The sequence below is a fragment of the Stenotrophomonas indicatrix genome (genome assembly GCA_041545745.1).
Lineage (GTDB): Bacteria > Pseudomonadota > Gammaproteobacteria > Xanthomonadales > Xanthomonadaceae > Stenotrophomonas > Stenotrophomonas indicatrix_A.
Genome location: CP168152.1, coordinates 1,045,229 through 1,066,490, shown reverse-complemented (window position 1 = coordinate 1,066,490; position 21,262 = coordinate 1,045,229). Strand labels below are relative to the sequence as shown.

Below are 21,262 nucleotides of genomic sequence, written 5' to 3'. Positions count from 1 at the left end.
ACCATGCGCTTTATCGGCCGTCACATCCACGCATGGCGTGGATCTACTGAACGGCTCCGTGCCGCGGTATCGGCTGCCACATCCACGCATGGCGTGGATCTACTGAACGGCTTCACGTCCCGGTATCGGCTACCGCATCCACGCGCCGACGATGGCTCAGCCGCCCGCAGCGCTCACCCGTATCGCCAGCAACTCCCCGCCGCCCTGCAGCGCATGCCGCTGACGCTCACCGGCGGCCAACCACGCGGTATCGCCGGCCTGCATCGCAGGCAATCCGCTGTCCGTGCCAAACGTGGCCTGGCCACCCAACAGGTGCAGGGCCCACGCCACACCTGGTTCGCAGAAGAAGAACATCGGCCCGACCAATGGCCGGTGCAGCAGCTCGGCCTGCAGCAGTCCGCGCTTCCACATCAGGTTGAAATCGTGGGTGGTGCCGTCGACCAGCTCGCCGTGCAGCGCTGCTTCGCCGGCAAAACGCACGCGGCCATGCGGTGGCAGCACCTCGGCCACGTGGCCGTCCTCGAATCGCAGGCGCACGCCATTACCCTGCAGCAGTACCAGTTCGCGCTCGACGCCCGGGAACGCGGAAAACGCGGCGTCCTGTTCGATTTCGGCCACTGACAGGCGCAACGCCCAGTCATCACCCTGCGCTGGCAACCGCAGGATCTCGCGGGTCCAGCCGAGGCCGTTGCGCCAGCGTTCGCGGCGGTAGTCCAGGTTGGAAATAACCTGGCTCGGGGTCTGCAGCAGCGAGTCGATGTTCATGCGCGCATTGCATCATGCCGCGTGCCACAACGCATCACCGCGTTGCAATACCCGCCGCCGTACCGCAATCGCCACCCAGCAGCTGCGAGTGCTTGAGCCAGTCCTGGTCAGGGTAGTACGCGAACACCATCGTGCCGCCCCGCAGCGCGTCGATCAGCGGCTTGGCCACCGACAACCGCACCGCCGGACAGCCGAGACTGCGCCCCAACCGCCCCTGCAACTGTGCGGTGGAGGGATTCACATACGGCGCACCGTGGATGACGATGGCGCGCTCGCGTGCACGATCATTGAAACCCGGCTCCAACCCTGCCAGGCGCAGCGAATAGCCGTTGCCACCCATGTAGGTTTCCTGCGCGGTGAACGCGCCGAGGCTGGACATGAAGCTGCCATCGCGGTTGGAGAAATGCTCGGTGCGGTTCTCGCCACTGTTGCGGCCGTGCGCCACCCACTCCTCGAACAACAGCCGCTGGCGGGCCAGGTCGAAGACCCACATCCGCGGCTCGGTGGACGGCCGCGAGTAATCGATCACGCTCAGGCGCTCACCGCTGACACCCAGTTCCGGTCGCTGCAGCGCGCAGCGCATGGCGTGGGCGGCCAACTGCAGAACCCGACGGTCGGCCTTCGGCGCGGTACGTGCCAACTGCGCAGCGAGATCGTCGGCGCTGATCGCTGTGGCGACACGCGTCCGTGCCCCGGCCGGGGCACTGGCAGTGGTCGCAAGCAGACCAAGGGCGGCCAGCCAGCACAGGCGGAAAGCAGACATGGGCACGCAGGGAGGTCTCAGGATCCCTTGAGGGTGGACGCTGGCGGCTCCGATTCCAAGACCGGCTGCATACCCGATTCAGCCGCGCTTGGGCGCACCGCCGGCAGCGAGGTGACCAGCAGGGTCGTACCCGGCACCAGCACCTGGTACAGCTGGCGGGCGAAATCGGCCGGCAGCGCCATCGGCAGCGATGGGGTGGCCAGCAGGTCCGGCGTGGCCTGGGCGCGGTCCTGGCCCAACAACGGATAGGCCGTCCACTGGTGCAGGCGCTGCTGCGCATCAAGCGGGCTGGGCGTATCGCTGTAGCCCTGGCCCATCACGAACAGAGTGGTGCCCTGGAACGCCGGCAGCGCGTCGGCCTTCAACGGCGACTCACCGATCATCACCCCGTCGCGCAGCACGTACAGGCGCTGGTCGTGCAGGCTGACCAGGATGCCGACCTGACCGCTGGGGGCGGCCGCATCATCCCACCACGCCTTGTCCGGGGCGCCGGCCTCGCCTTCCGGCAGGGCCTGTCCGCGCGCATTCACCGGCGCCAGCACGGCCGGATAGGCCAGCGTCATCGGCGCGCTCTTGGCATCGGCCACCACCACCGTATCGCCGCGTTTGGTTTCGCTGAACAGCTTCTGGGCGAAGGCCTGCGGCAGGCGCACGCAGCCATGCGAGGCCGGGTGCCCGGGCAGGCTGCCGCCGTGAAGCGCGATACCGTCCCAGGTCAGCCGCTGCATGTACGGCATGGGTGCGCTGTTGTAGAGGTTGGAACGGTGGTCCTTGTCCTTCTGCAGGATGGTGAACACACCGGTCGGCGTCTCATGGCCGATCTTGCCCGAGCTGATCGTGGTCAGGCCGATGGCGATGCCGTTGCGGTACACGTAGGCCCGTTGCTCATCCAGGCTCACCACCAGCACGATCGGCCCGGCCGGCGAAACTTCCGGATGCCACAGGTACTCGCCGGGCTTGAGGTCGGTCGGCCCGCGCACTTCGGACGTCGTCGTCGCGACCGGCTTGGAGGGTGCGGCCGCGTGCGCGGCGCAGGGCAGTGCCAGCGCGGCGGCGAGCATCAGGGTCAAACGGTGCAGGTGCATCCAGCAGGTTCCATTCCATGCGAATGGCCTCACCGTACACCATGGGCGCGTGGTGGCTGCGCCAAAAGAAATTGCCCGGCGACACAGCCATGTGTCGTACCGGGCAATCGTCACGTCCCTGTCGGCCTGCTGCCACCCCCTCGCATCCTGCGAAGCGGGGGCGGCGTTGCATCCTGCACGCGGCCGCGTCTGTCCTGTTTGTATCTCAGCCCCTTCCACAGGTCTGTGATGCCACCATCCTGGTGATTGGTGCCGCATCCCTGCGACGGTCGGTGGTTACGGGCATCCTGTCCGCAGCCAGTGGACCTGCATCCTGCCGGTCCCGACGTTTCCTGTTGTCAGCGCCTGGGTACGGTTCGCACCGGTACCGATCCGGGTACCGGATCCGCAGGCAACATCGTGTTGCCAACGGTGATCCGCCGTCGATTCCGTTCGACGATCGATGTCCCTATCCCTTTAACCTGCGTCAGGTCCTCGACGCGGTGAAACGGGCCGTGTCTGCGCCGGTGCTCGACGATCGCCGCGGCCTTGGTGGCCCCGACCATCGTCAATCCCTGCTGCAGCGCCTGGGCATCGGCCCGGTTGATGTCAATCGGCTCGGCAGCTTGCGCTCCCGCGATCCACACTCCCAGCACCAGCGCCCTAAACACGACAAACCAAGGCACGACGTATATCTCCTTGTGGTTCTGACCGTCCCGACCGGCAATCCCGTCGGTCGAAACAGTGTCCGTCACCACATGTACACAGCGTATCGGGTTCACGGATTTCTAAAAGCCAGCCAAATACCCGACGTGATGTAGGGAAAACCCTACCCTTGGCCGAGGCGTAGAATGTCAGGATCAGCCATGCAACCGGAGTTTCAGATGGACAGCGCCAAGCTCGGCCAATTCGTCAATGACAAGTGGGACAGCGAAATCGTCCCGCAGTTGGTCGACTACATCCGCATTCCCAACAAGTCGCCGATGTTCGACGCCAATTGGGTGCAGAACGGCTACATGGAGCAGGCGGTCACCCTGATGGAAACCTGGGCCAAGGCGCAGGAACTGCCCGGCCTGAAGGTCGAGGTGGTGCGCCTGGAAGGCCGTACCCCGCTGATTCTGCTGGAAATTCCGGCTACCGGCGCCGAAACCGGCGACGACACCATCCTGCTCTACGGCCACCTGGACAAGCAGCCTGAGATGACCGGCTGGGACGACGACCTCGGCCCGTGGACCCCGGTCCTGCGCGGCGACAAGCTGTATGGCCGTGGCGGCGCCGATGACGGTTACGCCATCTTCGGCTCGCTGGCCGCGGTGCTGGCGCTGCAGGCCCAGGGCCTGCCGCATGCCCGCTGCGTGGTACTGATCGAAGCCTGTGAAGAGTCGGGCAGCTACGACCTGCCGGCCTACGTCGACCACTTGGCTGACCGCATCGGCAAGCCGTCGCTGGTGGTCTGCCTGGATTCGGGTTGCGCCAACTACGACCAGCTGTGGTGCACCACCTCGCTGCGCGGCCTGACCGGCGGCAACTTCTCGGTGAAGGTGCTCAACGAAGGCGTGCACTCCGGTGATGCCTCCGGCGTGGTGCCGTCCAGCTTCCGCCTGCTGCGCCAGCTGCTGTCGCGCATCGAGGACCAGGACACCGGCCGCATCCTGATCGAGGGCATGAACGTAGAGATCCCGGCCGAGCGCCTGGAGCAGGCCAAGCGCGCCGCCGATGTGGTCGATACCGCGATCTTCGAGAAATTCCCGCTGGTCGACGGCCTCACGCCGATGAACGACGACCTGACCGAGCTGGTGCTCAACCGCACCTGGCGCCCGGCCCTGTCGGTAACCGGCATCGGCGGCATGCCGCCGCTGGAATCGGCCGGCAACGTGCTGCGCCCGCATACCGCGGTGAAGCTGTCGCTGCGCCTGCCGCCGACTGCCGATGGCAAGACCTGCGGCGAACTGCTGAAGGAAGCACTGCTGCGCGATCCGCCGAACGGCGCGCAGGTCACCCTGGACCTGGAAAAGGCCTCCACCGGCTGGAACGCGCCGGCGATGGCACCGTGGCTGACCAAGGCCATCGACGATGCCAGCCAGACCTTCTTCGGCAAGCCGGCGATGTACATGGGCGAAGGCGGCTCGATCCCGTTCATGGGCATGCTGGGCGAGAAGTTCCCGGGCGCCCAGTTCATGATCACCGGCGTGCTCGGCCCGCACTCCAACGCCCACGGCCCGAACGAGTTCCTGCACATTCCGATGGGCAAGAAGGTCACCTCGTGCGTGTCCAAGGTGATCAGCGAGCACTACGCGGCAAGCCTGCGTGGCGAGACCAGCGGTTCGCCGGTGGCCGCCGACAGTGGCACCCGCAACGGCGACCACGGCTGCTGCTGATCCAGCACGCAGTGACGGACGCAGCCCGGCCTTGCTAGGCTGCGTCCATCCTTCGAGAGCACTGATTGCATGAACGGTCTGTTTGGCAGCACCAGCTGGCTCTACATCATCCTGGTCGGCTTCTTCGTCGGCCTGCTGGGACGCTTTTTCATGCCCGGCAACAACCGCATGGGCTGCCTGTTGACCATCGTGCTGGGCATCATCGGCGCGCTGCTGGCCGGCTGGTTCGGCCAGTACATGGGCTGGTACGCACCCGGTGAACCGGCCGGCTTCCTCGGCGCGGTCGTGGGCGCGGTTGTCGTGCTGGCGATCCTGCGCCTGTTCAGCGGCCGCCGCTGAGCCGCCCCCCCTTCCCATTCTGTCCCCGACGTTGGCGCGCCCGGCGCGCCCGGATATGCCTGCATGACCGAACCCGCCTCTGATCCCCAGCGCAGCGCACAACGCCTGCAGTGGGCCCGTACCCAGCTGGACGATGGCAACGCCGTGGTCGAACGCGCTTCGGTCGACGCTGGCATGCGCAGCTACTGGCGCACCACCAGCCAGCTCGGCAGCCACATCGTCATGGATGCCCCGCCGGGGCTGGAAGACCCCACGCCGTGGCTGCGCATGCGCGGCCTGCTGCACGATCACGGCCTGCGCGTGCCCACCTTGCTTGCCCAGGACCTCGACGCCGGCTTCCTGCTGCTGGAAGACCTGGGCGGCCCGACGCTGGCGAAGATCCTCGACGAACGCAATGCCGACGAGTGGTTCAGCCGCTCCATCGAACAGCTGCTGCGCCTGCAGGCGATCCCGGTGCCGGCCGATTTCGGCCAGTTCGGCGAAGCGCTGCTGCAGCGTGACGCCGGCCTGTTCGATGAGTGGTTCCTGCAGCGTCATCTTGGCCTTGAACTGGACTGCGGCGAGATCGAAGGCCTGCAGCTGGTTCACCGTCGACTGATGGGCAACGCGCTGGGCCAGGCGCAACTGATGACCCACCGCGACTACATGCCGCGCAACCTGATGCCGGTGGAGGACGGCCCGGCCGTGCTGGATTTCCAGGACCTGGTGCGTGGCCCGATCGCCTACGACGCGGTGAGTCTGTTCAAGGATGCCTTCCTGAGCTGGCCGCTGCAGCGCGTGGACGAATGGCTGGCGCAGTATCACCAGCGCGCATGCGATGCCGGCCTGCCGGTGCCTGACCGTGCCACCTTCCTGCGCGATGCCGACTGGATGGGCATCCAGCGCCACGTGAAGATCCTCGGCCTGTTCTGCCGCCTGCGCTACCGCGACAACAAGGGCCATTACCTGGACGACGCGCCGCGCTTCATCGCCTACCTGGATGAGGTGTTGCCGCGCTACCGCGAGCTGGCGCCGTTGCAGCAGTTGCTGGACATGCGGATCAAACCGGCACTGGCCGAGCTGGCCGCGCCGATGCGCGTGCTGCGCTGAAGGCCGCATCGATGAAGGCTCTGATTTTCGCCGCCGGCCTGGGCGAGCGCATGCGTCCACTGACCCTGCACACGCCCAAGCCGCTGCTGGCAGTGGCCGGCAAACCATTGATCGTGTGGCACCTGGAACGGTTGGCTGCGTTCGGCATCCGCGACGTGGTGATCAACACCGCATGGCTCGCCGAGCAGTTTCCGGCCACATTGGGCGATGGCCGCCAATGGGGCCTGCAGCTGCATTTCATGCACGAAGGCGATACCCCGCTGGAAACCGGTGGCGGCATCCTCAATGCACTGCCGGCGCTGGGGGACGATCCGTTCCTGGTGGTGAACGGCGATATCTGGACCGATTTCGATTTCGCCACGCTGCCGCGTGAACCGGCCGGCGAAGCGCATCTTGTGCTGGTCGACAACCCCGCGCAGCACCCCGCCGGTGACTACCGGATGGACGCGCACGGCGTGCTGCACCACGACCGCGAAGGTCCGTGCCTGACCTATGCGGGCATCGGCATCTATCGACCGTCGATCGTGGCCGATTGGCGCGCGGTGATCGGCGAGGCAGCGGGCAGCGAGCGTGTGCCACCGAAGTTCTCGGTGGTGCCGTTGCAGAAGCATTTCATGGCACAGGGGCGGATCAGCGGTCAGCATCATCGCGGTCGCTGGACCGATGTCGGGACCGTTGATCGCCTGCGCGCGCTGGACGTTGAGTTGGCCGCGAACGGCTGAGCCCCTCGTGGTTGGACGTCTTCAGAGCAGAAGCCTTGCTTGGCCGGGCGGGATGGGCTGCGCAGGGGGCGCTGCAAGTACGTCCATGTAAGCTCGGTCGCCGCATCCATGCGGCTCACGCCCCTGCGCAACCCACCCCGCCCGGCCTCTGACAGTTTCCGTGTGCGTCCAACCACGGAAGAAAGAGAGAAAAGCAGAAGCGGCTCGCTTCGCTGCGCTTGCTCTGGTGACGACCAACGGTCGTCACCCACCACAAGCGGAGCACGTCAGATCCAAGGCAATTCTTCCCCGGAAAGTCTCATCCACGCATGGCGTGGATCTACGTGTCGACCAAGGTCGACACCTACCCACAGCCGCGGCCAACTGTCGAAGGCGGGGTGGCTCAGGTTGCGGGGGCGTGAGCGCCATGGATGGCGCGACCGAGGCTACATGGACGTACTTGCGCCGTCCCCCGCGACCTGAGCCACCCCGCCATCCCACGGATAGCGAGCTTTTGCTGTTGACGTTGACGTTGACGTTGCTTCGGCTTCAGGGTGCAGGGCGCAGCCCTGCCTAAAACTCAACACCCCTCAGTAACGAGGACGGCCTTCTTCCAGTACCTGGCGCAGGAACGGCACGGTGATCCGCCGCTTCGCCGCCAGCGATTCGCGATCCAGCCAGTCCAGCAGCGTGATCAGCCCACCCAGCTCGCGCCCGGTGTGCGACAGCAGCCACTCGATGGCGGCCTCGTCAATCGCCAGCCCACGGCGCAGCGCGCGCTCGCGCAGCACCGCCGCGCGCCCTTCCTCGTCCAGCGGCTGCAGCAGCACACGCACGCATTGGCCCAGGCGCGAACGCAGGTCCGGCAACACCAGGCCCAGTTCACCGGGCGACTTCTGCGCGGTGTACAGCACCGTCACGTCGGCAGCACGCGCCCGGTTGTGGAAATCGAACAGCGCGATCTCGTCCTCGCGGTTGCCCGCTACCGCATCCAACCCATCCAGCGCCACTAGCTCGCGCAGCTCCAGTCCTTCCAGCGCCACCCGCACCCGGCCAACCACACTGGGCAGGGGCACGTAGGTCGGCAGGCGCCCGGCCTGCTCGGCGCTGGAACACATCGCCAGCGCCTGATGGGTCTTGCCGGTGCCGGCCGCGCCTTCCAGGTAGATCCAATCGTGGCTGGCCCCTACCGCGATGGCACGCAGCTGCGCCAGCGCGCCGTCCGGCGCACCGATGAAGCTCTCCAGACGCTGGTCCCGCGGGTAATGCAGGGCCAGCGGAAGTTGCGGCACACCAATCACTTCAGTTCCGGACCCTTGTCGTTGCCAGGCACGATGATATGGGGCTGGTCGATCACCCCATCAAGCACGATCGCGGGCTTCTCGCCGGCATACAGCTCACTCTGCCGGTAGCGCTGGTGCGCATAGCGCAACAGGACGTTGGTCACCGCCGCCACCGGCAGCGCCAGCAGCATGCCCAGGAAGCCGAACAGCTGGCCACCGGCCATCACCGCGAAGATCACCGCCACCGGGTGCAGGCCGATCTTGTCGCCGACGATACGCGGAGTCAGCACGTAGCTCTCCAGCAGCTGGCCGACGGTGAACACCACGCCCACCAGGATCAGCAGCTTCAGGTCGAACCCCTGCGCCTGCACCAGCGCGGCCACGATTGCCATCACGATGCCGGTGGTCGCCCCCAGGTAGGGGATGAAACTGATCAGGCCGGCGATCAGGCCGATCAGCAGGCCCAGCTTGAGCCCGACCAGCGACAGGCCACCGGCATAGATCACGCCCAGCGCCAGCATCACCAGGAACTGCCCGCGGATGAACGCACCGAGCACTTCATTGGATTCACGTGCCAGCGTGGTGATCGTGCCGATCTGGTTGCGCGGGATCACCGATGCCACGCGCTCGACCAGCTTGTCCCAATCACGCAGGAAGTAGAACGCCAGGATCGGCAGCAGCAACAGGTTGACCACCCAGGTGACCACCGTGAAGCCCGAGCGCGATACGTAGCCCATGAAGGTCGTGGCGAATCCGCCGGCCTGCTGCCAATGGCTGCGCACCCATTCGATAACACGGTCCGGATCCAGCCACTGCATCACTTCCAACCCGGTCTTCTGCTCGAACCAGGGAATGCCCTTCTGCATCAGCCAGGCCTGCGCCTGCGGTGCCGCTGCGATCAGGGTGGTGATCTGGCGCTCGATCATCGGCACCAGCACCAGCAGCAATGCGGTGATGACCAGCACCATCGCCACGAACACCAGCACCACACCGGTCATGCGCGAGCGGCCGGTGGCCTCGATGCGGTCCACCAGCGGATCGCCCAGCCAGGCCAGCGCCAGCGCCAGCACGAACGGGGTCAGGATCGGTGCCAGCAGCCAGACGATCCAGCCGATCAGACCGGCCAGCAGGATGTACTTCAGCCTACGCAGGAACTGCGCGATTTCCGCTTCCGGGGACAGGATCATCGCAGGCGGTACTCGTTGCTGACCGGCGCCGGTACCGGTGCCGGTGCACCGGTCGTATCGTCGATCGGCGTCGGCAGGGCCGGCAGTGTCGCCGACGGCACCAGCACGCCGTTGTCGCCGAGCATGCGGTTGAAACCGGCCAGGCCGGTGGTCATTTCCAGATTCAGTTCCAGATGATCGGCAGTCGCGCGCAGCGGGGTGACGTTGCGCACCACCGCCACTTCACGCAGGCCGGCAGCCAGGCGCAGGTATTCATCCGCGCTATTGATGCCAGTCACCACCACGCGGTAGGTGCCCGCCTGGCCGGTGGCCGCACCGGCCTTGGCGTAACGCTTGACCAGCGCGTCGGCAGCGCCATCGGCACCGGCGGCCATCGCGCGCATCGCGTTGGCGTCCTTGCTGGTCCACTTGTTCAGTTCACGACCGTTGTCGACGAACACCCAGTCCGCCTGCCAGCCGCCATTGGCGCGGTAGAGCTTGCCGATCAGCTGCATCGGCGGCGAATAGCGAGACGAGGCCCGGGCGACAGCGGCGCTGTCCTGGCGCCAGATGGCACCGGCCAGAGCCTGCTCGGCGGCGCCACCACTGGGCAGGCCGAGCTTGTAGCCGCGCTCGATGGCCCGGCTCAGCAGCGGCCGCGCGGCGTTGGCCTGCTGCACGCTGACCAGACGCGGACCGCTGCCATCATCGACGGCAAGCCACAGCACCGGCTTCGGTCGTGGCTGCGGCCACAGCGGCAGGCCCAGGGCCGACACCAGACCGTCCACGTCATCCTCGCGGAAGCGGGCGACCAACAGGGTACGGAAGCTCGGCGCACCGCTGGCGCCCACGCTCTGGTCCTGCTTGTAGTCGTAGCTGGCCACGTAGTCCTTGGCATTACGCAACGCCTGGACCACGCCGGGGCGGGACATGACGCTGCGATCACCGGACAATTTACCCAGTACCACGCTCAACGCGCGGGCAAGTGCGCCGTTGCGGTCAGCCTCGGCTTGGCTGTTGACGGGCACTTCGGCCTCGTACGCACCACTGGCAGTGGCAACATCCCCTTCGGTTCGCATGCCGCTCTGGGCCATCGTGGCCACCGGCAAGCACAGCGCAAGGAGCAGGGTCAAAAACGGGCTGCGGCGCATCAGGACATCCATTGGCTCGACGTATCCGGGGGAATTGTTGCCCGAATACGGCCTTTGCGCCAATGCGGCCTGTTAAAATCGGCGATTCAACCCCTGCCAGCGCCGACGCCCGTGACCAACAGCCCGTCTTCCGCCCCTTCCCCCCTCACCTACCGTGACGCGGGTGTCGACATCGACGCCGGCAACGAGCTGGTCGAGCGGATCAAGCCCCTGGTCAAGCGCAGCTTCCGTCCGGAGGTGATGGGCGGCCTGGGCGGCTTCGGCGCCCTGTTCGACCTGTCCAACAAGTACCGCGAGCCGGTCCTGGTGTCCGGCACCGACGGCGTCGGCACCAAGCTGAAGCTGGCCCACCAGCTGAACCGCCACGATACGATCGGCATCGACCTGGTCGCCATGTGCGTGAACGACGTACTGGTGCAGGGCGCCGAGCCGCTGTTCTTCCTGGACTACTTCGCCACCGGCAAGCTGGACATCGACACCGCCGCGGCAGTCGTGGGCGGCATCGCCAATGGCTGCACCGAGGCCGGCTGCGCCCTGATTGGCGGCGAAACCGCCGAGATGCCCGACATGTACGCGCCGGGCGAGTACGACCTGGCCGGCTTCACCGTTGCTGCAGTCGAAAAGAGCGAGCTGAAGGACGGTGCTCATGTCGCCGCCGGCGACGTGCTGATCGGCATCGCCTCGTCCGGCCCGCACTCCAACGGCTATTCGCTGGTCCGTCGCATCTACGACCGCGCCGGCCGCCCGGCCGAACTGGAGCTGGAAGGCGGGGTCAAGCTGGTCGATGCGCTGATGGCCCCCACCCGCCTGTACGTCAAGCCGATCCTGTCGCTGCTGAAGTCGCATGGCGATGCCATCCACGGTATGGCCCACATTACTGGTGGCGGCCTGACCGAGAACATCATCCGCGTGGTGCCCGAAGGCCTCGGCCTGGACATCCAGGCCTCGTCGTGGACCCTGCCGCCGGTGTTCCAGTGGCTGCAGAAGGAAGGCGCAGTGGCCGACAGCGAGATGTGGCGCACCTTCAACTGCGGCATCGGCTTCGTGCTGATCGTGGCCCCGGACCAGCTGGAGGCCGTGTCCGCTGCGGTCAAGGCGCAGGCCCTGGAGCACTGGACGATCGGCCAGGTGGTCACCGCCCAGGGCGGCGAGCGCGTCCACATCGCCTGATCCACTGGACAAAGGAACCCGCATGGACGCATCCCCTCCCTTGTCGCCGCCACCGGCTCCGCCGGTGCTGCCGCCGAACGCGGCCGTGCCGGTGTTCGGCCCTCAGGACGCCACCCAGCTGCGCCAATTGGCGATCGGCCACTACGTGGTCGCTGGCCTGATGGCGGTGTTCTCGCTGATCTTCATCCTGCACATCGTGCTGGGCATCGCCATGCTGTCCGGCTCGCTGCCGATGAAGCCCGGCGGCGAACCGTCATCGCCGGAAGAGCAGCAGTTCGTCGGCTGGCTGTTCACCGTGATGGGCATCTGCATCGTGCTTGGCGGGCTGACCCTGGCCGGCTTCGTCGCCTATGCCGGCCGCTGCCTGTCGCAGCAGCGCCGCTACCTGTTGTGCATGATCGTGGCGGGGCTGTCGTGCCTGTTCACCCCCATCGGCACCATCCTCGGCGTGTTCACCCTGGTCGTGCTGCTGCGCCCGCAGGTGAAAGCCGCCTTCGCTGGCCAGGCGGGTGTGGCATGAACGATGGACTGAACCCACCGCCGCTGCCCAGGCAGACCCTGGCCGATCTGCAGACCACCAGCCACCTGCACAACCTGAAGATCCTGTTCTACGCACTGGCAGGCTTCCATTGGCTGGCAGCGCTGGTATTCCTCGGTTTTGTCGGCATTGTCGCCTTCGAACGCGGCATGGATGACGGCGCGGTGCTGGCGACGGTGTACGGCGCGGTGTCGCTGCTGGCCATCGGGCTGGGCTTCCTGCAGCTGCGCACCGCGCGCCTGCTTGGCCAGCGCAGCAACCTGCCCTGGTGTCGCGCCGCGGCCTGGGCAGCAGTGCTTGCCGGCCCGCTGGGCATGGCGCTGACTGCCTACGCGGTGTATTTCCTGCGCAAGCCGGAGATCGCTGCACTGTTCGACCGCGGCGACCACGTCAGCGTCTGAGCTGGCAGGCGCATGTTCCGTCCCTTCTGCTGATCGCTCCGACATGTCCATGCCCGCTGCCCCCACGCTCGCCCGCAACCGCGTCACCCACTCACTGTCGGCATCGAAGAAGGCCGCCCTGGTCGCGGTGCTGGGCATATTCGCCGCAACCTGGATCCATCCGCTGTGGCCGCTCGAGCAGACGCTGCACAGCTCGCTGACCGTGATCGGCCTGCTCGCCCTATGGTGGGTGGACCGGCGCTTGCAGCTGGGCAACGGTGCGTTCATTGCCATCTGCGGCTTCATCGCCATCCACTGCGTGGCCGCGCGCTGGCTGTATTCCAACGTGCCGTATGACGCCTGGCTGCAGGCGCTGCTGGGATGGTCGCCGGACGCAGCCTTTGGCTGGCAGCGCAACCACTTCGATCGCCTGATCCACTTCCTCTATGGCGTCTGCTTCACCCCGGCGTTGCTGCAGCTGGCGCGACATGCCTGGCCTGCGCTGCGCATCGGCCAGGCATTCACCCTGGCACTGATGGCGGTGATGTGTTCCAGCCTGGTGTATGAGTGGCTGGAATGGGGCATCGCCCTTGCCCTGTCGCCGGAAGCAGCCGAGGCCTACAACGGTCAGCAGGGCGACATGTGGGACGCGCATGCGGACATGCTGCTGGCGACCCTGGGCAGCCTGTTGCTGTGGCCGTTGGTGCGCCGGAGCCCGGGGCGATGAACATCTACCGCATCGCTGTGCTGGCATCCGGCCGCGGCAGCAACCTGCAGGCCATTGTTGATGCCATCGCTGCAGGGCGGCTGCAGGCCGAGGTTGTCGGTGTGTTCTCTGATCGTCCCGATGCGACCGCGCTGGAGCGGGTGGCAACGGATCGACGCTGGGGACATGCACCGAAGGAATTCAGCGACCGCGCCGCCTACGAGCTGGCACTGGGTGATGCGCTGGCAGCGGCCGCTCCGGACTGGATCGTCTGCGCTGGCTACATGCGCATCCTTGGTGCCGATTTCGTGCAGCGGTTCAATGGCCGTCTGGTCAACATCCATCCCTCGCTGCTGCCGCTGCACAAGGGCCTGCACACCCATGCACGGGCGCTTGAGGCCGGTGACGTCGAGCACGGTGCCAGCGTGCACCTGGTGGTGCCGGAACTGGATGCCGGCACGGTGCTGGCGCAGGCCCGGGTTCCGGTGCTTGCCGGCGATGACGCGCAGACCCTGGCCGAACGCGTGCTTGCGGTGGAGCACCCCCTGCTGATCGCGACCCTGGAGCTGCTCTGTGCAGGCCGCCTGGCTGAACGGGAAGGCCAGCCGACACTCGATGGTCACCCCCTGTTTAGCCCCTTGGCTCTAGATTCCGCCGGAAACCTGAACCGGTAACGCCCGTGCACACGCCCCGCTGACTGCGGGGCTGGCATCCTGCCCCCCTCCTGCGGTTCCTGTCGGCCATGAAGACCTCGTCCCTGCTGCGTACAACTCTGCTGCTGCCGCTTGCCGTCCTCGCCTGTGCGGGCTGGGGCCAGGCAACAGCGCCTGCTGCGCCGGCACCTGCCGAGGTGGCACCGCCGGTGTTGCCTGCCCTGGCCTGGGAGCCGCCGCCGCTGCAGCCGTTCAGCGCGACCTACCAGGCGTTCTACAAGGGCAAGGAAGCGGGCGATGCAACCATGCAAGTCACCCACACCGGCGGCAGCCAGTGGCGGGTGGACATGCAGGTGGTCGGCCGTCGCGGCTTTGCCAGCGTGCTCGGCCTGAACATCGAGCAGAGCACGGTGTTCGAAGAGCGCAACGGTGTCTATGCGCCACTCAGCCAGAGCACGGTACGCAAGGGCCTGTTCCTGGGCAAGAAGGCCGTCGGCACCTACAACTGGCAGGCCGGCACCGCGCAGTGGAGCGGCGACGTGAAGAAGGATCGCGCGCAGCCGATTCCACTGCAGGCCGGCGACCAGAGCGCGCTGCTGATCAACCTGGCGATCATGCGCGACGCGCGTCCCGGCGCGGCCATGCACTATCGCTACGTCGACATGGGCAAAGTGCGCCAGCACGATTACCAGGCCGCGCCGCAGACCGAGAACGTCGAGGTCGGCGACCTGTCCTACAACGCGCTGCGGGTCTATCGGACCAACGGCGGCAACAACGAAACCATTCTCTGGATCGCCAACGGTGTCCCCACCCCGGTGCGCATCCTGCAACGCGAAGACGGCGAAGATCGCGTCGATCTGCGCCTGATCGAATACCAAGGAGTCTGAGCATGAACACCCTGACCCGCCCCCTGACCTGGATCGCCGCTGCCGCATTGTCGGTGGTCAGCCTGCCGGCCATGGCCCTGCAGCCGTTCAAGGCCGACTACCTGGCCAGCTACATGGGCATGCAGGCCAATGGCAGCATGACCCTGGCCAGCGAAGGCACCAACAAGTGGCGCTACAGCCTGCAGGTCAAGAACCAGCTGGCCGACCTGAGCCAGAGCACGGTGTTCGAGGAAGTGCGCGGGCAGCTGCGCCCGCTCAGCAGCCAGGATCGCTCGGCGTTGCTGGTGAAGAAGCGCAATGTGCAGGCGAACTACAACTGGACCAGCAATCAGGCCACCTGGACCGGCGACATCAAACCGGACCGCGCCGGACCGATCGCCCTGAAGGCCGGCGACATGGACGCGCTGCTGATCAACCTGGCCATCGCCCGCGACCTGGCTGCCGGCAAGCCGCTGACCTATCGCATGGTCGACGAGGGCCGCATCAAGAACATGACCTACCGCGTGGTGGGCAAGGAAGCGGTCACCGTCGGCGGCAAGAGCTACGAGGCGACCAAGGTCTCGCGCGTCGACGGCAACAAGGAGCTGATTGCCTGGATCGTGCCGGAGTTCCCGGTGCCGGCGCGCATGCTGCAGCGTGAAAGCGGCCGCGATGCGCTGGACCTGACCATCAAGGCGATGAACTGACGCACGAATCGGTAGTGCCGGCCGCTGGCCGGCATCCATTCGTGGGGTTGCCGGCCAGCGGCCGGCACTACCAAATGAAAAACGCCCGCTTTCGCGGGCGTTTTTTTTATTTCTTCGGCGCTTCCGCCGGCTTGAACTCGGTGCGGCAGTCCACCCGGATCTGCTCGCCCGAGGATCGGCGCACGAACGTGCGGCAATGGCGGTTGCCGTCCTGGCTGTCGTTGACCGCCACCGCGTAGAACGACTGGATGATCTCGTCACGGGTTACCGTGCCATCGCCATTCCAGTCCATGTCCTTCTGCTCGATGCCCTTGGTGATGGCGATGTTGGCGTACCAGGCGTAGCCCAGCCACGCCAGTACGATCAGCACCAGCACCAGCAGCGCCTTGCGGCGACGGCTGAACCTGCCGCGCAGGATCATGCGGCCACGCGCCGGATGGTGGCGCCGAGCGAAGACAACTTCTCTTCGATGTTCTCGTAGCCGCGATCAAGGTGGTAAATGCGATCGATGGTGGTATCGCCATCGGCCATCAGGCCGGCCAGGATCAGCGACGCCGATGCGCGCAGGTCAGTCGCCATCACCGGTGCACCGCTCAGGCGTTCGTGACCACGCACGATGGCTGTGTGGCCTTCCACCTGGATGTCCGCGCCGAGGCGCAGCAGTTCGTTGACGTGCATGAAACGGTTCTCGAAGATCGTTTCGTTGATCACGCCCACGCCGTCGGCTACGCAGTTGAGCGCCATGAACTGCGCCTGCATGTCGGTCGGGAACGCCGGGTACGGCGCGGTGGTCAGGTTGACCGCCTTCGGCCGCTTGCCGTGCATGTCCAGGGTGATGCTGTCTTCGCTGGTCTCGATGGTCGCACCAGCTTCCACCAGCTTGGCCAGCACCGCGTCCATGGTGTTCGGGCGCGCACGGTTGACGGTGACCTTGCCGCCGGTCATCGCGGCGGCTACCAGGAAGGTGCCGGTTTCGATGCGGTCGGGCAGCACTTCATGGCGGCCACCGGACAGGCGTTCGACGCCCTCGATGACCAGGCGGGCGGTGCCCAGGCCTTCAATCTTCGCGCCCAGTGCGATCAGGCACTGCGCCAGGTCGGTGACTTCCGGTTCCATCGCTGCGTTGTCGAGGATGGTGGTGCCTTCGGCCAGCACTGCGGCCATCAGCACGTTCTCGGTACCGGTCACGCTGACCATGTCGAAGGTGAAGTGGCCACCCTTCAGGCGCTTGGCGGTGGCCTTGATGAAGCCGTTCTCGACCACGATGTCGGCACCGAGTGCCTGCAGGCCCTTGATGTGCTGGTCGACCGGGCGCGAACCAATCGCGCAGCCGCCGGGCAGCGATACTTCGGCCGCGCCGAAGCGGGCCAGCAGCGGGCCCAGCACCAGGATCGAGGCGCGCATGGTCCTGACCAGCTCATACGGCGCCACATGCTGGTTGACCGGACGCGGGTCGACCACGATCGCACTGCCACGCGACAGCGTGCCCTGGTCGATGGTCACGTTCGCGCCCAGTTCGCCCAGCAGCTTCACCGTGGTGACCACATCGTGCAGATGCGGCACGTTGGTGATCTCCACCGGCGCGTCGGCCAGCAGGGTCGCGCACAGGATGGGGAGGACGGCGTTCTTGGCGCCGGAGATGCTAACTTCACCGTGCAGCGCAGCGCCGCCGGTCACAACGATCTTGGCCATGTATTGGGGATCTTCTGCGGTTCAGCCGGCTTCGGCCGGGGTCACGGTTTTCAATGCGAGCGCGTGGATCGCGCCGCCCATCAGGTCGCCCAGAGTGGCATACACCATCCGGTGGCGGGCCAGCGGCAGCTTGCCGGCAAAGGCCTCGCTGACCACGGTCGCTTCGAAATGCACGCCATCGTCACCCTGCACGTCGGCGCGGGCGCCGGGCAGGCCGGTTTCGATCAGATTGCGGATGGTGTCGGCGTCCAACGGGCTTTCCTAATAAAATGTGCGTCCATTCTACTTCCGCTGCGTGGCGTCCGCATGGCTGAATCCCTGTTGCCCCCCCGTTCCGTCGACCCTGCCGCCCTGGTCGCCAGTGGCCGCCGCGTGTTCGAGATCGAACGGCAGGCGCTGGACGCCGTGGCCGACCGCCTCGGCGACGCGTTCCAGCAGGCCTGCCGGGCGATCCTGGGCAGCCGCGGCCGGGTGGTCGCCACCGGCATGGGCAAGTCCGGCCATGTGGCACGCAAGATCGCCGCCACCCTGGCCTCCACGGGCACCCCGGCGTTCTACGTGCATCCGGGCGAGGCCGGCCACGGTGACCTGGGCATGATCACCGAGGACGACGTGGTGCTGGCCCTGTCCTATTCGGGCGAATCGGATGAGCTGCTGATGCTGCTGCCGGTGCTCAAGCGCCAGGGCAATGTGCTGATCGCCATGACCGGCCGGCCGCAGTCGAGCCTGGCCAGCGCCGCCGATTTCCACCTGGATGTGAGCGTGCCGGCCGAAGCCTGCCCGCTGGCGCTGGCGCCCACCTCCAGCACCACCGCCTCGCTGGCGATGGGAGACGCGCTGGCGGTTGCCCTGCTGGATGCACGCGGCTTCACTGCCGACGATTTCGCCCGCTCGCACCCGGCCGGCAGCCTCGGCCGCCGCCTGCTGCTGCACATCACCGACGTCATGCACACCGGTGAGGACCTGCCCAAGGTCGATGTCGGCGCCAGCCTCAGCGAAGCGCTGATGGAGATGAGCCGCAAGCGCTTGGGCATGACCGCCGTGGTCGACGACCAGGGCGTGCTGATCGGCCTGTTCACCGACGGCGACCTGCGCCGCGCGCTGGACACCGATCTGGACGTGCGCACCGCCAGGATCGCCGATGTGATGACCCGGCAACCGCGCACCATCAGCGCCGACAAGCTGGCGGTAGAGGCTGCCCGGCTGATGGAAACCCACAAGATCACCGGTCTGATCGTGGTCGACAGCCAGGGCCGCGCGGTCGGCGCCCTGAACATTCATGACCTGTTGCGGGCCCGGGTGGTTTAACCGACAGTCCGTAGACCCCATTCAGTCTGTACCAACGAGCCCGCAACCACCGAGTCCGATGCCCTGATGCCCTGGTCCCCCCTGCCCGCCTTCCCCGCCCACCTGCATGCCGTTGCGGCCGGTATCCGCCTGGCCTGCTTCGACGTGGACGGCACCCTCACCGACGGTCGGCTGTACTACGACAAGGATGGCAACGAGAGCAAGGCGTACTTCGTGCAGGATGGCCTGGGCCTGAAACTGCTGCAGCAGCACGGTATCCACCCCGTGCTGATCACCGCGCGCAACAGCCAGTCCGCGCTCAAGCGCGGCGCCGACCTGGGCATCGACACCCAGATTGCCGTCGGCGACAAGCTGGCCAGCGTGCAGGCGCTGTGCGCGCAGCACGGCATCGGCCTGGAGCAGGTGGCCTTCATGGGTGACGACCTGCCGGACCTGGCGCCGCTGGGCGCGGTCGGCTTGGCCGTGGCCCCGGCCAATGCCCATCCGTGGATCGCCGAGCGCGTGCACTGGATCACCCGCGCCGACGGCGGCCGTGGTGCCGCGCGCGAGCTGTGCGACGTGCTGCTGGCCGCGCAGGGCCGCCTGGACGCCGTGCTGGCGAGGTTCGGCGCATGAATGCCCCCACCTTGAACTGGCGGATGATCCTCGGCGTGGGCCTGCTGCTGGCGGCCCTGCTGAGCAGCTGGGCCGCGCTGCGCAACCGTGAAAAGGCACCTGTCGTCGAGGGCCAGGACGCCGGTGTGGACTACATCCTGCACGACTTCCAGATCGTCGCCCTGGACGAACACGGCAAGGAATCGACCACCCTGCGCGCGCCCCTGCTGGAACGCCAGCGTGGCGACCAGACGCTCAACATCACCACCCCACTGTTCGAAATGCCCGACAAGGACGGCAAGCACTGGACGCTGCGCGCCGAGACCGGCTGGCTCAGTGCCAAGGGTGACGAGATGAAGCTGCGGGGCAACGTCGCCGGCGACAGCCCGGCCGATCCCGGCGTGGTCCCGACCACCTTCCGCACCGACCACCTGGACGTGTTCCCGAAGGACAACCGCGCCCGTACCGATGCCCTGGTGACCATGACCCGCCCGGGCATGGAGCAGTCCGGCGTCGGGTTCGAGGTGGATTCGAAGAACAACACGTATCATTTCCTCAGCCAGTCCAAGGGCCGTTACACGCCCAAGCGCTGATTCCGCCGCCCGCCCGCGACGTCTTCCCGACAGGCGCGAAGCAGGCAGCCCCCACCCGCAGCCCCCGGTCCCGCCGGAGGGCCACCACCGGTAGAACGGACCCCGATGAAGATTCCCTTTGCAGCCGTGCTCGCACTCAGTCTTCTTGTCCCCGCTGTCGCCTTTGCCAAGTCGACCGACCGCAATGAAGCGATGAACATTGATTCCGGCGCGCAGTCCGGCACCCTCACCGGTGATGGCAAGACCGTGCTGTCCGGTGGCGTGATCATCACCCAGGGCACCCTGGACCTGCGTTCGTCCGAGGCCGAGATCTATCTCAAGGGCGGCGAAGCGGTGCGTGCGGTGTTCACCGGCAAGCAGGCCAAGATGAAGCAGCAGCTCGACGATGGCAGCTGGATGGATGCGGTGGCCGACCGGATCGACTACGACATCACCACCGAGATCATCACCCTGACCGGCAACTACAAGGTCACCAGCGCGCGCGGCACCAATGCCGGCCAGCGTATGGTCTACAACACCCGCAGCGGCGAAATGAACTCCGGCGGCGATGGCAGCCGCGTGCGCACCGTGATACCGCCGAAGAACAAGACGCCTGCGGCCGCCCCGGCTGCGACGCCGGCGGGAGGCAAGAAGTAATGCTCGTCGCCACTGGCCTGCGCAAACGCTACAAGCAGCGCGAAGTCGTCAAGGACTTCGGGCTGACCCTGGACGCCGGTGAAGTGGTCGGCCTGCTCGGTCCCAACGGTGCCGGCAAGACCACCTGCTTCTACATGATCGTCGGCCTGGTCGGAGCCGATGCCGGCAGCATCGTGCTGGACGGCAAGGACATCACCGGCGACCCGATGTACACCCGCGCCAAGCAGGGCGTGGGTTACCTGCCGCAGGAACCGTCGGTGTTCCGCAAGCTGACCGTGGCCGACAACCTGCGCCTGGTGCTGGAACTGCGCGAGGATCTGGATTCGGCTGGCCGCGAGCGCGAACTGAACAGCCTGCTCGACGAACTGCAGCTGGGGCACGTTTCAGAACAGCTCGGCGCCAGCCTGTCCGGCGGTGAGCGCCGTCGTTGCGAGATCGCCCGTGCACTGGCCGCCAAGCCGCGCCTGATCCTGCTCGATGAACCCTTCGCCGGTGTCGACCCGATCTCGGTCGGCGAAATCCAGCGCATCGTCACCCATCTCAAGCAACGCGGCATCGGTGTGCTGATCACCGACCACAACGTGCGCGAGACCTTGGGAATCTGCGACCGCGCGTATATCCTCGCTGAGGGCACGGTACTGGCCCAGGGCTCGCCGGAGGCGATCCTGGACAACGCCGACGTGCGCCGCGTCTACCTTGGGGATTCCTTCAAGCTGTAAC

General features: G+C 66.7%; 26 protein-coding genes. 16 read left to right on the top strand and 10 right to left on the bottom strand.

Annotation, left to right across the window (positions count from 1 at the left end):
* Nucleotides 1-156: 156 nt before the first annotated feature.
* The 4 genes from ACEF39_RS04930 to ACEF39_RS04915 form a co-directional block, all read right to left on the bottom strand.
* Complete coding sequence (locus ACEF39_RS04930) at nucleotides 157-765, bottom strand: HutD/Ves family protein (RefSeq protein ID WP_500287144.1); 609 nt, start codon at nucleotides 763-765, stop codon at nucleotides 157-159.
* 34 nt (nucleotides 766-799) lie between these two features.
* Nucleotides 800-1,528 (bottom strand): murein L,D-transpeptidase catalytic domain family protein, encoded by a 729-nt coding sequence (locus tag ACEF39_RS04925; protein ID WP_500287143.1) that lies wholly within the window; start codon nucleotides 1,526-1,528, stop codon nucleotides 800-802.
* A gap of 17 nt (nucleotides 1,529-1,545) precedes the next feature.
* Nucleotides 1,546-2,613, bottom strand: coding sequence for a L,D-transpeptidase (locus tag ACEF39_RS04920; RefSeq protein WP_500287142.1), 1,068 nt, complete (start codon nucleotides 2,611-2,613; stop codon nucleotides 1,546-1,548).
* Nucleotides 2,614-2,951: 338 nt separating this feature from the next.
* Complete coding sequence (locus tag ACEF39_RS04915) at nucleotides 2,952-3,278, bottom strand: ComEA family DNA-binding protein (RefSeq protein ID WP_265953371.1); 327 nt, start codon at nucleotides 3,276-3,278, stop codon at nucleotides 2,952-2,954.
* 198 nt (nucleotides 3,279-3,476) lie between these two features.
* On the opposite strand from ACEF39_RS04915, the gene ACEF39_RS04910 reads away from it, so the two are divergent.
* The 4 genes from ACEF39_RS04910 (at nucleotide 3,477) to murU (ending at nucleotide 7,120) form a co-directional block, all read left to right on the top strand.
* Entirely contained in the window at nucleotides 3,477-4,970 is a 1,494-nt protein-coding gene (locus tag ACEF39_RS04910; protein WP_500287968.1) for a M20 family metallopeptidase, read from the top strand.
* Between the two features lie 69 nt (nucleotides 4,971-5,039).
* Nucleotides 5,040-5,309, top strand: a complete 270-nt coding sequence (locus ACEF39_RS04905; protein WP_089239335.1) for a GlsB/YeaQ/YmgE family stress response membrane protein — start codon at nucleotides 5,040-5,042, stop codon at nucleotides 5,307-5,309.
* A gap of 63 nt (nucleotides 5,310-5,372) precedes the next feature.
* Complete coding sequence (locus ACEF39_RS04900; protein ID WP_500287141.1) at nucleotides 5,373-6,398, top strand: aminoglycoside phosphotransferase family protein; 1,026 nt, start codon at nucleotides 5,373-5,375, stop codon at nucleotides 6,396-6,398.
* An 11-nt stretch (nucleotides 6,399-6,409) separates the two neighbouring features.
* Nucleotides 6,410-7,120, top strand: coding sequence for an N-acetylmuramate alpha-1-phosphate uridylyltransferase MurU (murU, locus tag ACEF39_RS04895; RefSeq protein WP_500287140.1), 711 nt, complete (start codon nucleotides 6,410-6,412; stop codon nucleotides 7,118-7,120).
* A gap of 569 nt (nucleotides 7,121-7,689) precedes the next feature.
* Here murU and hda read toward each other — a convergent pair.
* From hda to ACEF39_RS04880, 3 genes are read right to left on the bottom strand one after another with little or no spacing between them, the layout of a single operon-like run.
* Complete coding sequence (gene hda / locus ACEF39_RS04890) at nucleotides 7,690-8,397, bottom strand: DnaA regulatory inactivator Hda (protein WP_500287967.1); 708 nt, start codon at nucleotides 8,395-8,397, stop codon at nucleotides 7,690-7,692.
* A complete protein-coding gene (locus tag ACEF39_RS04885; RefSeq protein WP_500287139.1) occupies nucleotides 8,397-9,569 on the bottom strand; it encodes an AI-2E family transporter in 1,173 nt (390 codons plus the stop codon). The genes hda and ACEF39_RS04885 overlap by 1 nt, the downstream gene beginning before the upstream one ends.
* Nucleotides 9,566-10,711, bottom strand: a complete 1,146-nt coding sequence (locus tag ACEF39_RS04880) for a DUF2066 domain-containing protein (RefSeq protein ID WP_500287138.1) — start codon at nucleotides 10,709-10,711, stop codon at nucleotides 9,566-9,568. The genes ACEF39_RS04885 and ACEF39_RS04880 overlap by 4 nt, the downstream gene beginning before the upstream one ends.
* Before the next feature lie 99 nt (nucleotides 10,712-10,810).
* Between ACEF39_RS04880 and purM the strand changes: the two genes are divergently transcribed.
* The 7 genes from purM to ACEF39_RS04845 all read left to right on the top strand — a co-directional run bounded on the left by purM (nucleotide 10,811) and on the right by ACEF39_RS04845 (nucleotide 15,719).
* Nucleotides 10,811-11,869: a phosphoribosylformylglycinamidine cyclo-ligase gene (gene purM / locus ACEF39_RS04875; RefSeq protein WP_500287137.1), complete on the top strand. Its 1,059-nt coding sequence runs from the start codon at nucleotides 10,811-10,813 to the stop codon at nucleotides 11,867-11,869.
* Between the two features lie 22 nt (nucleotides 11,870-11,891).
* Nucleotides 11,892-12,389 carry a hypothetical protein gene (locus ACEF39_RS04870; RefSeq protein ID WP_500287136.1) on the top strand — a complete coding sequence of 166 codons (498 nt, stop codon included), beginning with the start codon at nucleotides 11,892-11,894 and terminating at the stop codon, nucleotides 12,387-12,389.
* Complete coding sequence (locus ACEF39_RS04865) at nucleotides 12,386-12,808, top strand: hypothetical protein (protein WP_500287135.1); 423 nt, start codon at nucleotides 12,386-12,388, stop codon at nucleotides 12,806-12,808. Before ACEF39_RS04870 ends, ACEF39_RS04865 begins: the two co-directional genes overlap by 4 nt.
* Nucleotides 12,809-12,902: 94 nt before the next feature.
* Nucleotides 12,903-13,514, top strand: a complete 612-nt coding sequence (locus ACEF39_RS04860; protein ID WP_500287966.1) for a DUF2238 domain-containing protein — start codon at nucleotides 12,903-12,905, stop codon at nucleotides 13,512-13,514.
* The gene (gene purN, locus ACEF39_RS04855; RefSeq protein WP_500287134.1) at nucleotides 13,511-14,167 is read left to right on the top strand and encodes a phosphoribosylglycinamide formyltransferase; all 657 of its coding nucleotides are present in this window, start codon (nucleotides 13,511-13,513) and stop codon (nucleotides 14,165-14,167) included. Before ACEF39_RS04860 ends, purN begins: the two co-directional genes overlap by 4 nt.
* Nucleotides 14,168-14,235: 68 nt before the next feature.
* Entirely contained in the window at nucleotides 14,236-15,033 is a 798-nt protein-coding gene (locus tag ACEF39_RS04850) for a DUF3108 domain-containing protein (protein WP_500287133.1), read from the top strand.
* Between the two features lie 2 nt (nucleotides 15,034-15,035).
* The gene (locus tag ACEF39_RS04845) at nucleotides 15,036-15,719 is read left to right on the top strand and encodes a DUF3108 domain-containing protein (RefSeq protein ID WP_500287132.1); all 684 of its coding nucleotides are present in this window, start codon (nucleotides 15,036-15,038) and stop codon (nucleotides 15,717-15,719) included.
* A 106-nt stretch (nucleotides 15,720-15,825) separates the two neighbouring features.
* On the opposite strand, the gene ACEF39_RS04840 is transcribed toward ACEF39_RS04845, so the two are convergent.
* Genes ACEF39_RS04840 through ACEF39_RS04830 form a run of 3 tightly spaced genes read right to left on the bottom strand, consistent with a single transcriptional unit; the run spans nucleotide 15,826 to nucleotide 17,663 of the window.
* Nucleotides 15,826-16,140, bottom strand: a complete 315-nt coding sequence (locus ACEF39_RS04840; RefSeq protein WP_500287131.1) for an EF-hand domain-containing protein — start codon at nucleotides 16,138-16,140, stop codon at nucleotides 15,826-15,828.
* Nucleotides 16,137-17,411: a UDP-N-acetylglucosamine 1-carboxyvinyltransferase gene (murA, locus tag ACEF39_RS04835; protein ID WP_500287130.1), complete on the bottom strand. Its 1,275-nt coding sequence runs from the start codon at nucleotides 17,409-17,411 to the stop codon at nucleotides 16,137-16,139. The genes ACEF39_RS04840 and murA overlap by 4 nt, the downstream gene beginning before the upstream one ends.
* A gap of 21 nt (nucleotides 17,412-17,432) precedes the next feature.
* Nucleotides 17,433-17,663, bottom strand: coding sequence for a BolA family protein (locus tag ACEF39_RS04830; RefSeq protein ID WP_025874014.1), 231 nt, complete (start codon nucleotides 17,661-17,663; stop codon nucleotides 17,433-17,435).
* A gap of 54 nt (nucleotides 17,664-17,717) precedes the next feature.
* On the opposite strand from ACEF39_RS04830, the gene ACEF39_RS04825 reads away from it, so the two are divergent.
* From ACEF39_RS04825 to lptB, 5 genes are all read left to right on the top strand, one after another.
* The gene (locus tag ACEF39_RS04825) at nucleotides 17,718-18,719 is read left to right on the top strand and encodes a KpsF/GutQ family sugar-phosphate isomerase (protein ID WP_500287129.1); all 1,002 of its coding nucleotides are present in this window, start codon (nucleotides 17,718-17,720) and stop codon (nucleotides 18,717-18,719) included.
* Between the two features lie 66 nt (nucleotides 18,720-18,785).
* On the top strand, nucleotides 18,786-19,334 hold the full coding sequence (locus ACEF39_RS04820; protein ID WP_500287128.1) for a KdsC family phosphatase: 549 nt from the start codon (nucleotides 18,786-18,788) through the stop codon (nucleotides 19,332-19,334).
* A complete protein-coding gene (gene lptC / locus ACEF39_RS04815) occupies nucleotides 19,331-19,906 on the top strand; it encodes an LPS export ABC transporter periplasmic protein LptC (RefSeq protein ID WP_089239303.1) in 576 nt (191 codons plus the stop codon). Before ACEF39_RS04820 ends, lptC begins: the two co-directional genes overlap by 4 nt.
* Before the next feature lie 105 nt (nucleotides 19,907-20,011).
* Nucleotides 20,012-20,542 (top strand): lipopolysaccharide transport periplasmic protein LptA, encoded by a 531-nt coding sequence (lptA, locus tag ACEF39_RS04810; RefSeq protein WP_500287127.1) that lies wholly within the window; start codon nucleotides 20,012-20,014, stop codon nucleotides 20,540-20,542.
* Nucleotides 20,542-21,261, top strand: coding sequence for an LPS export ABC transporter ATP-binding protein (lptB, locus tag ACEF39_RS04805; protein WP_025874019.1), 720 nt, complete (start codon nucleotides 20,542-20,544; stop codon nucleotides 21,259-21,261). The genes lptA and lptB overlap by 1 nt, the downstream gene beginning before the upstream one ends.
* The last annotated feature ends 1 nt before the right edge of the window (nucleotide 21,262 follow it).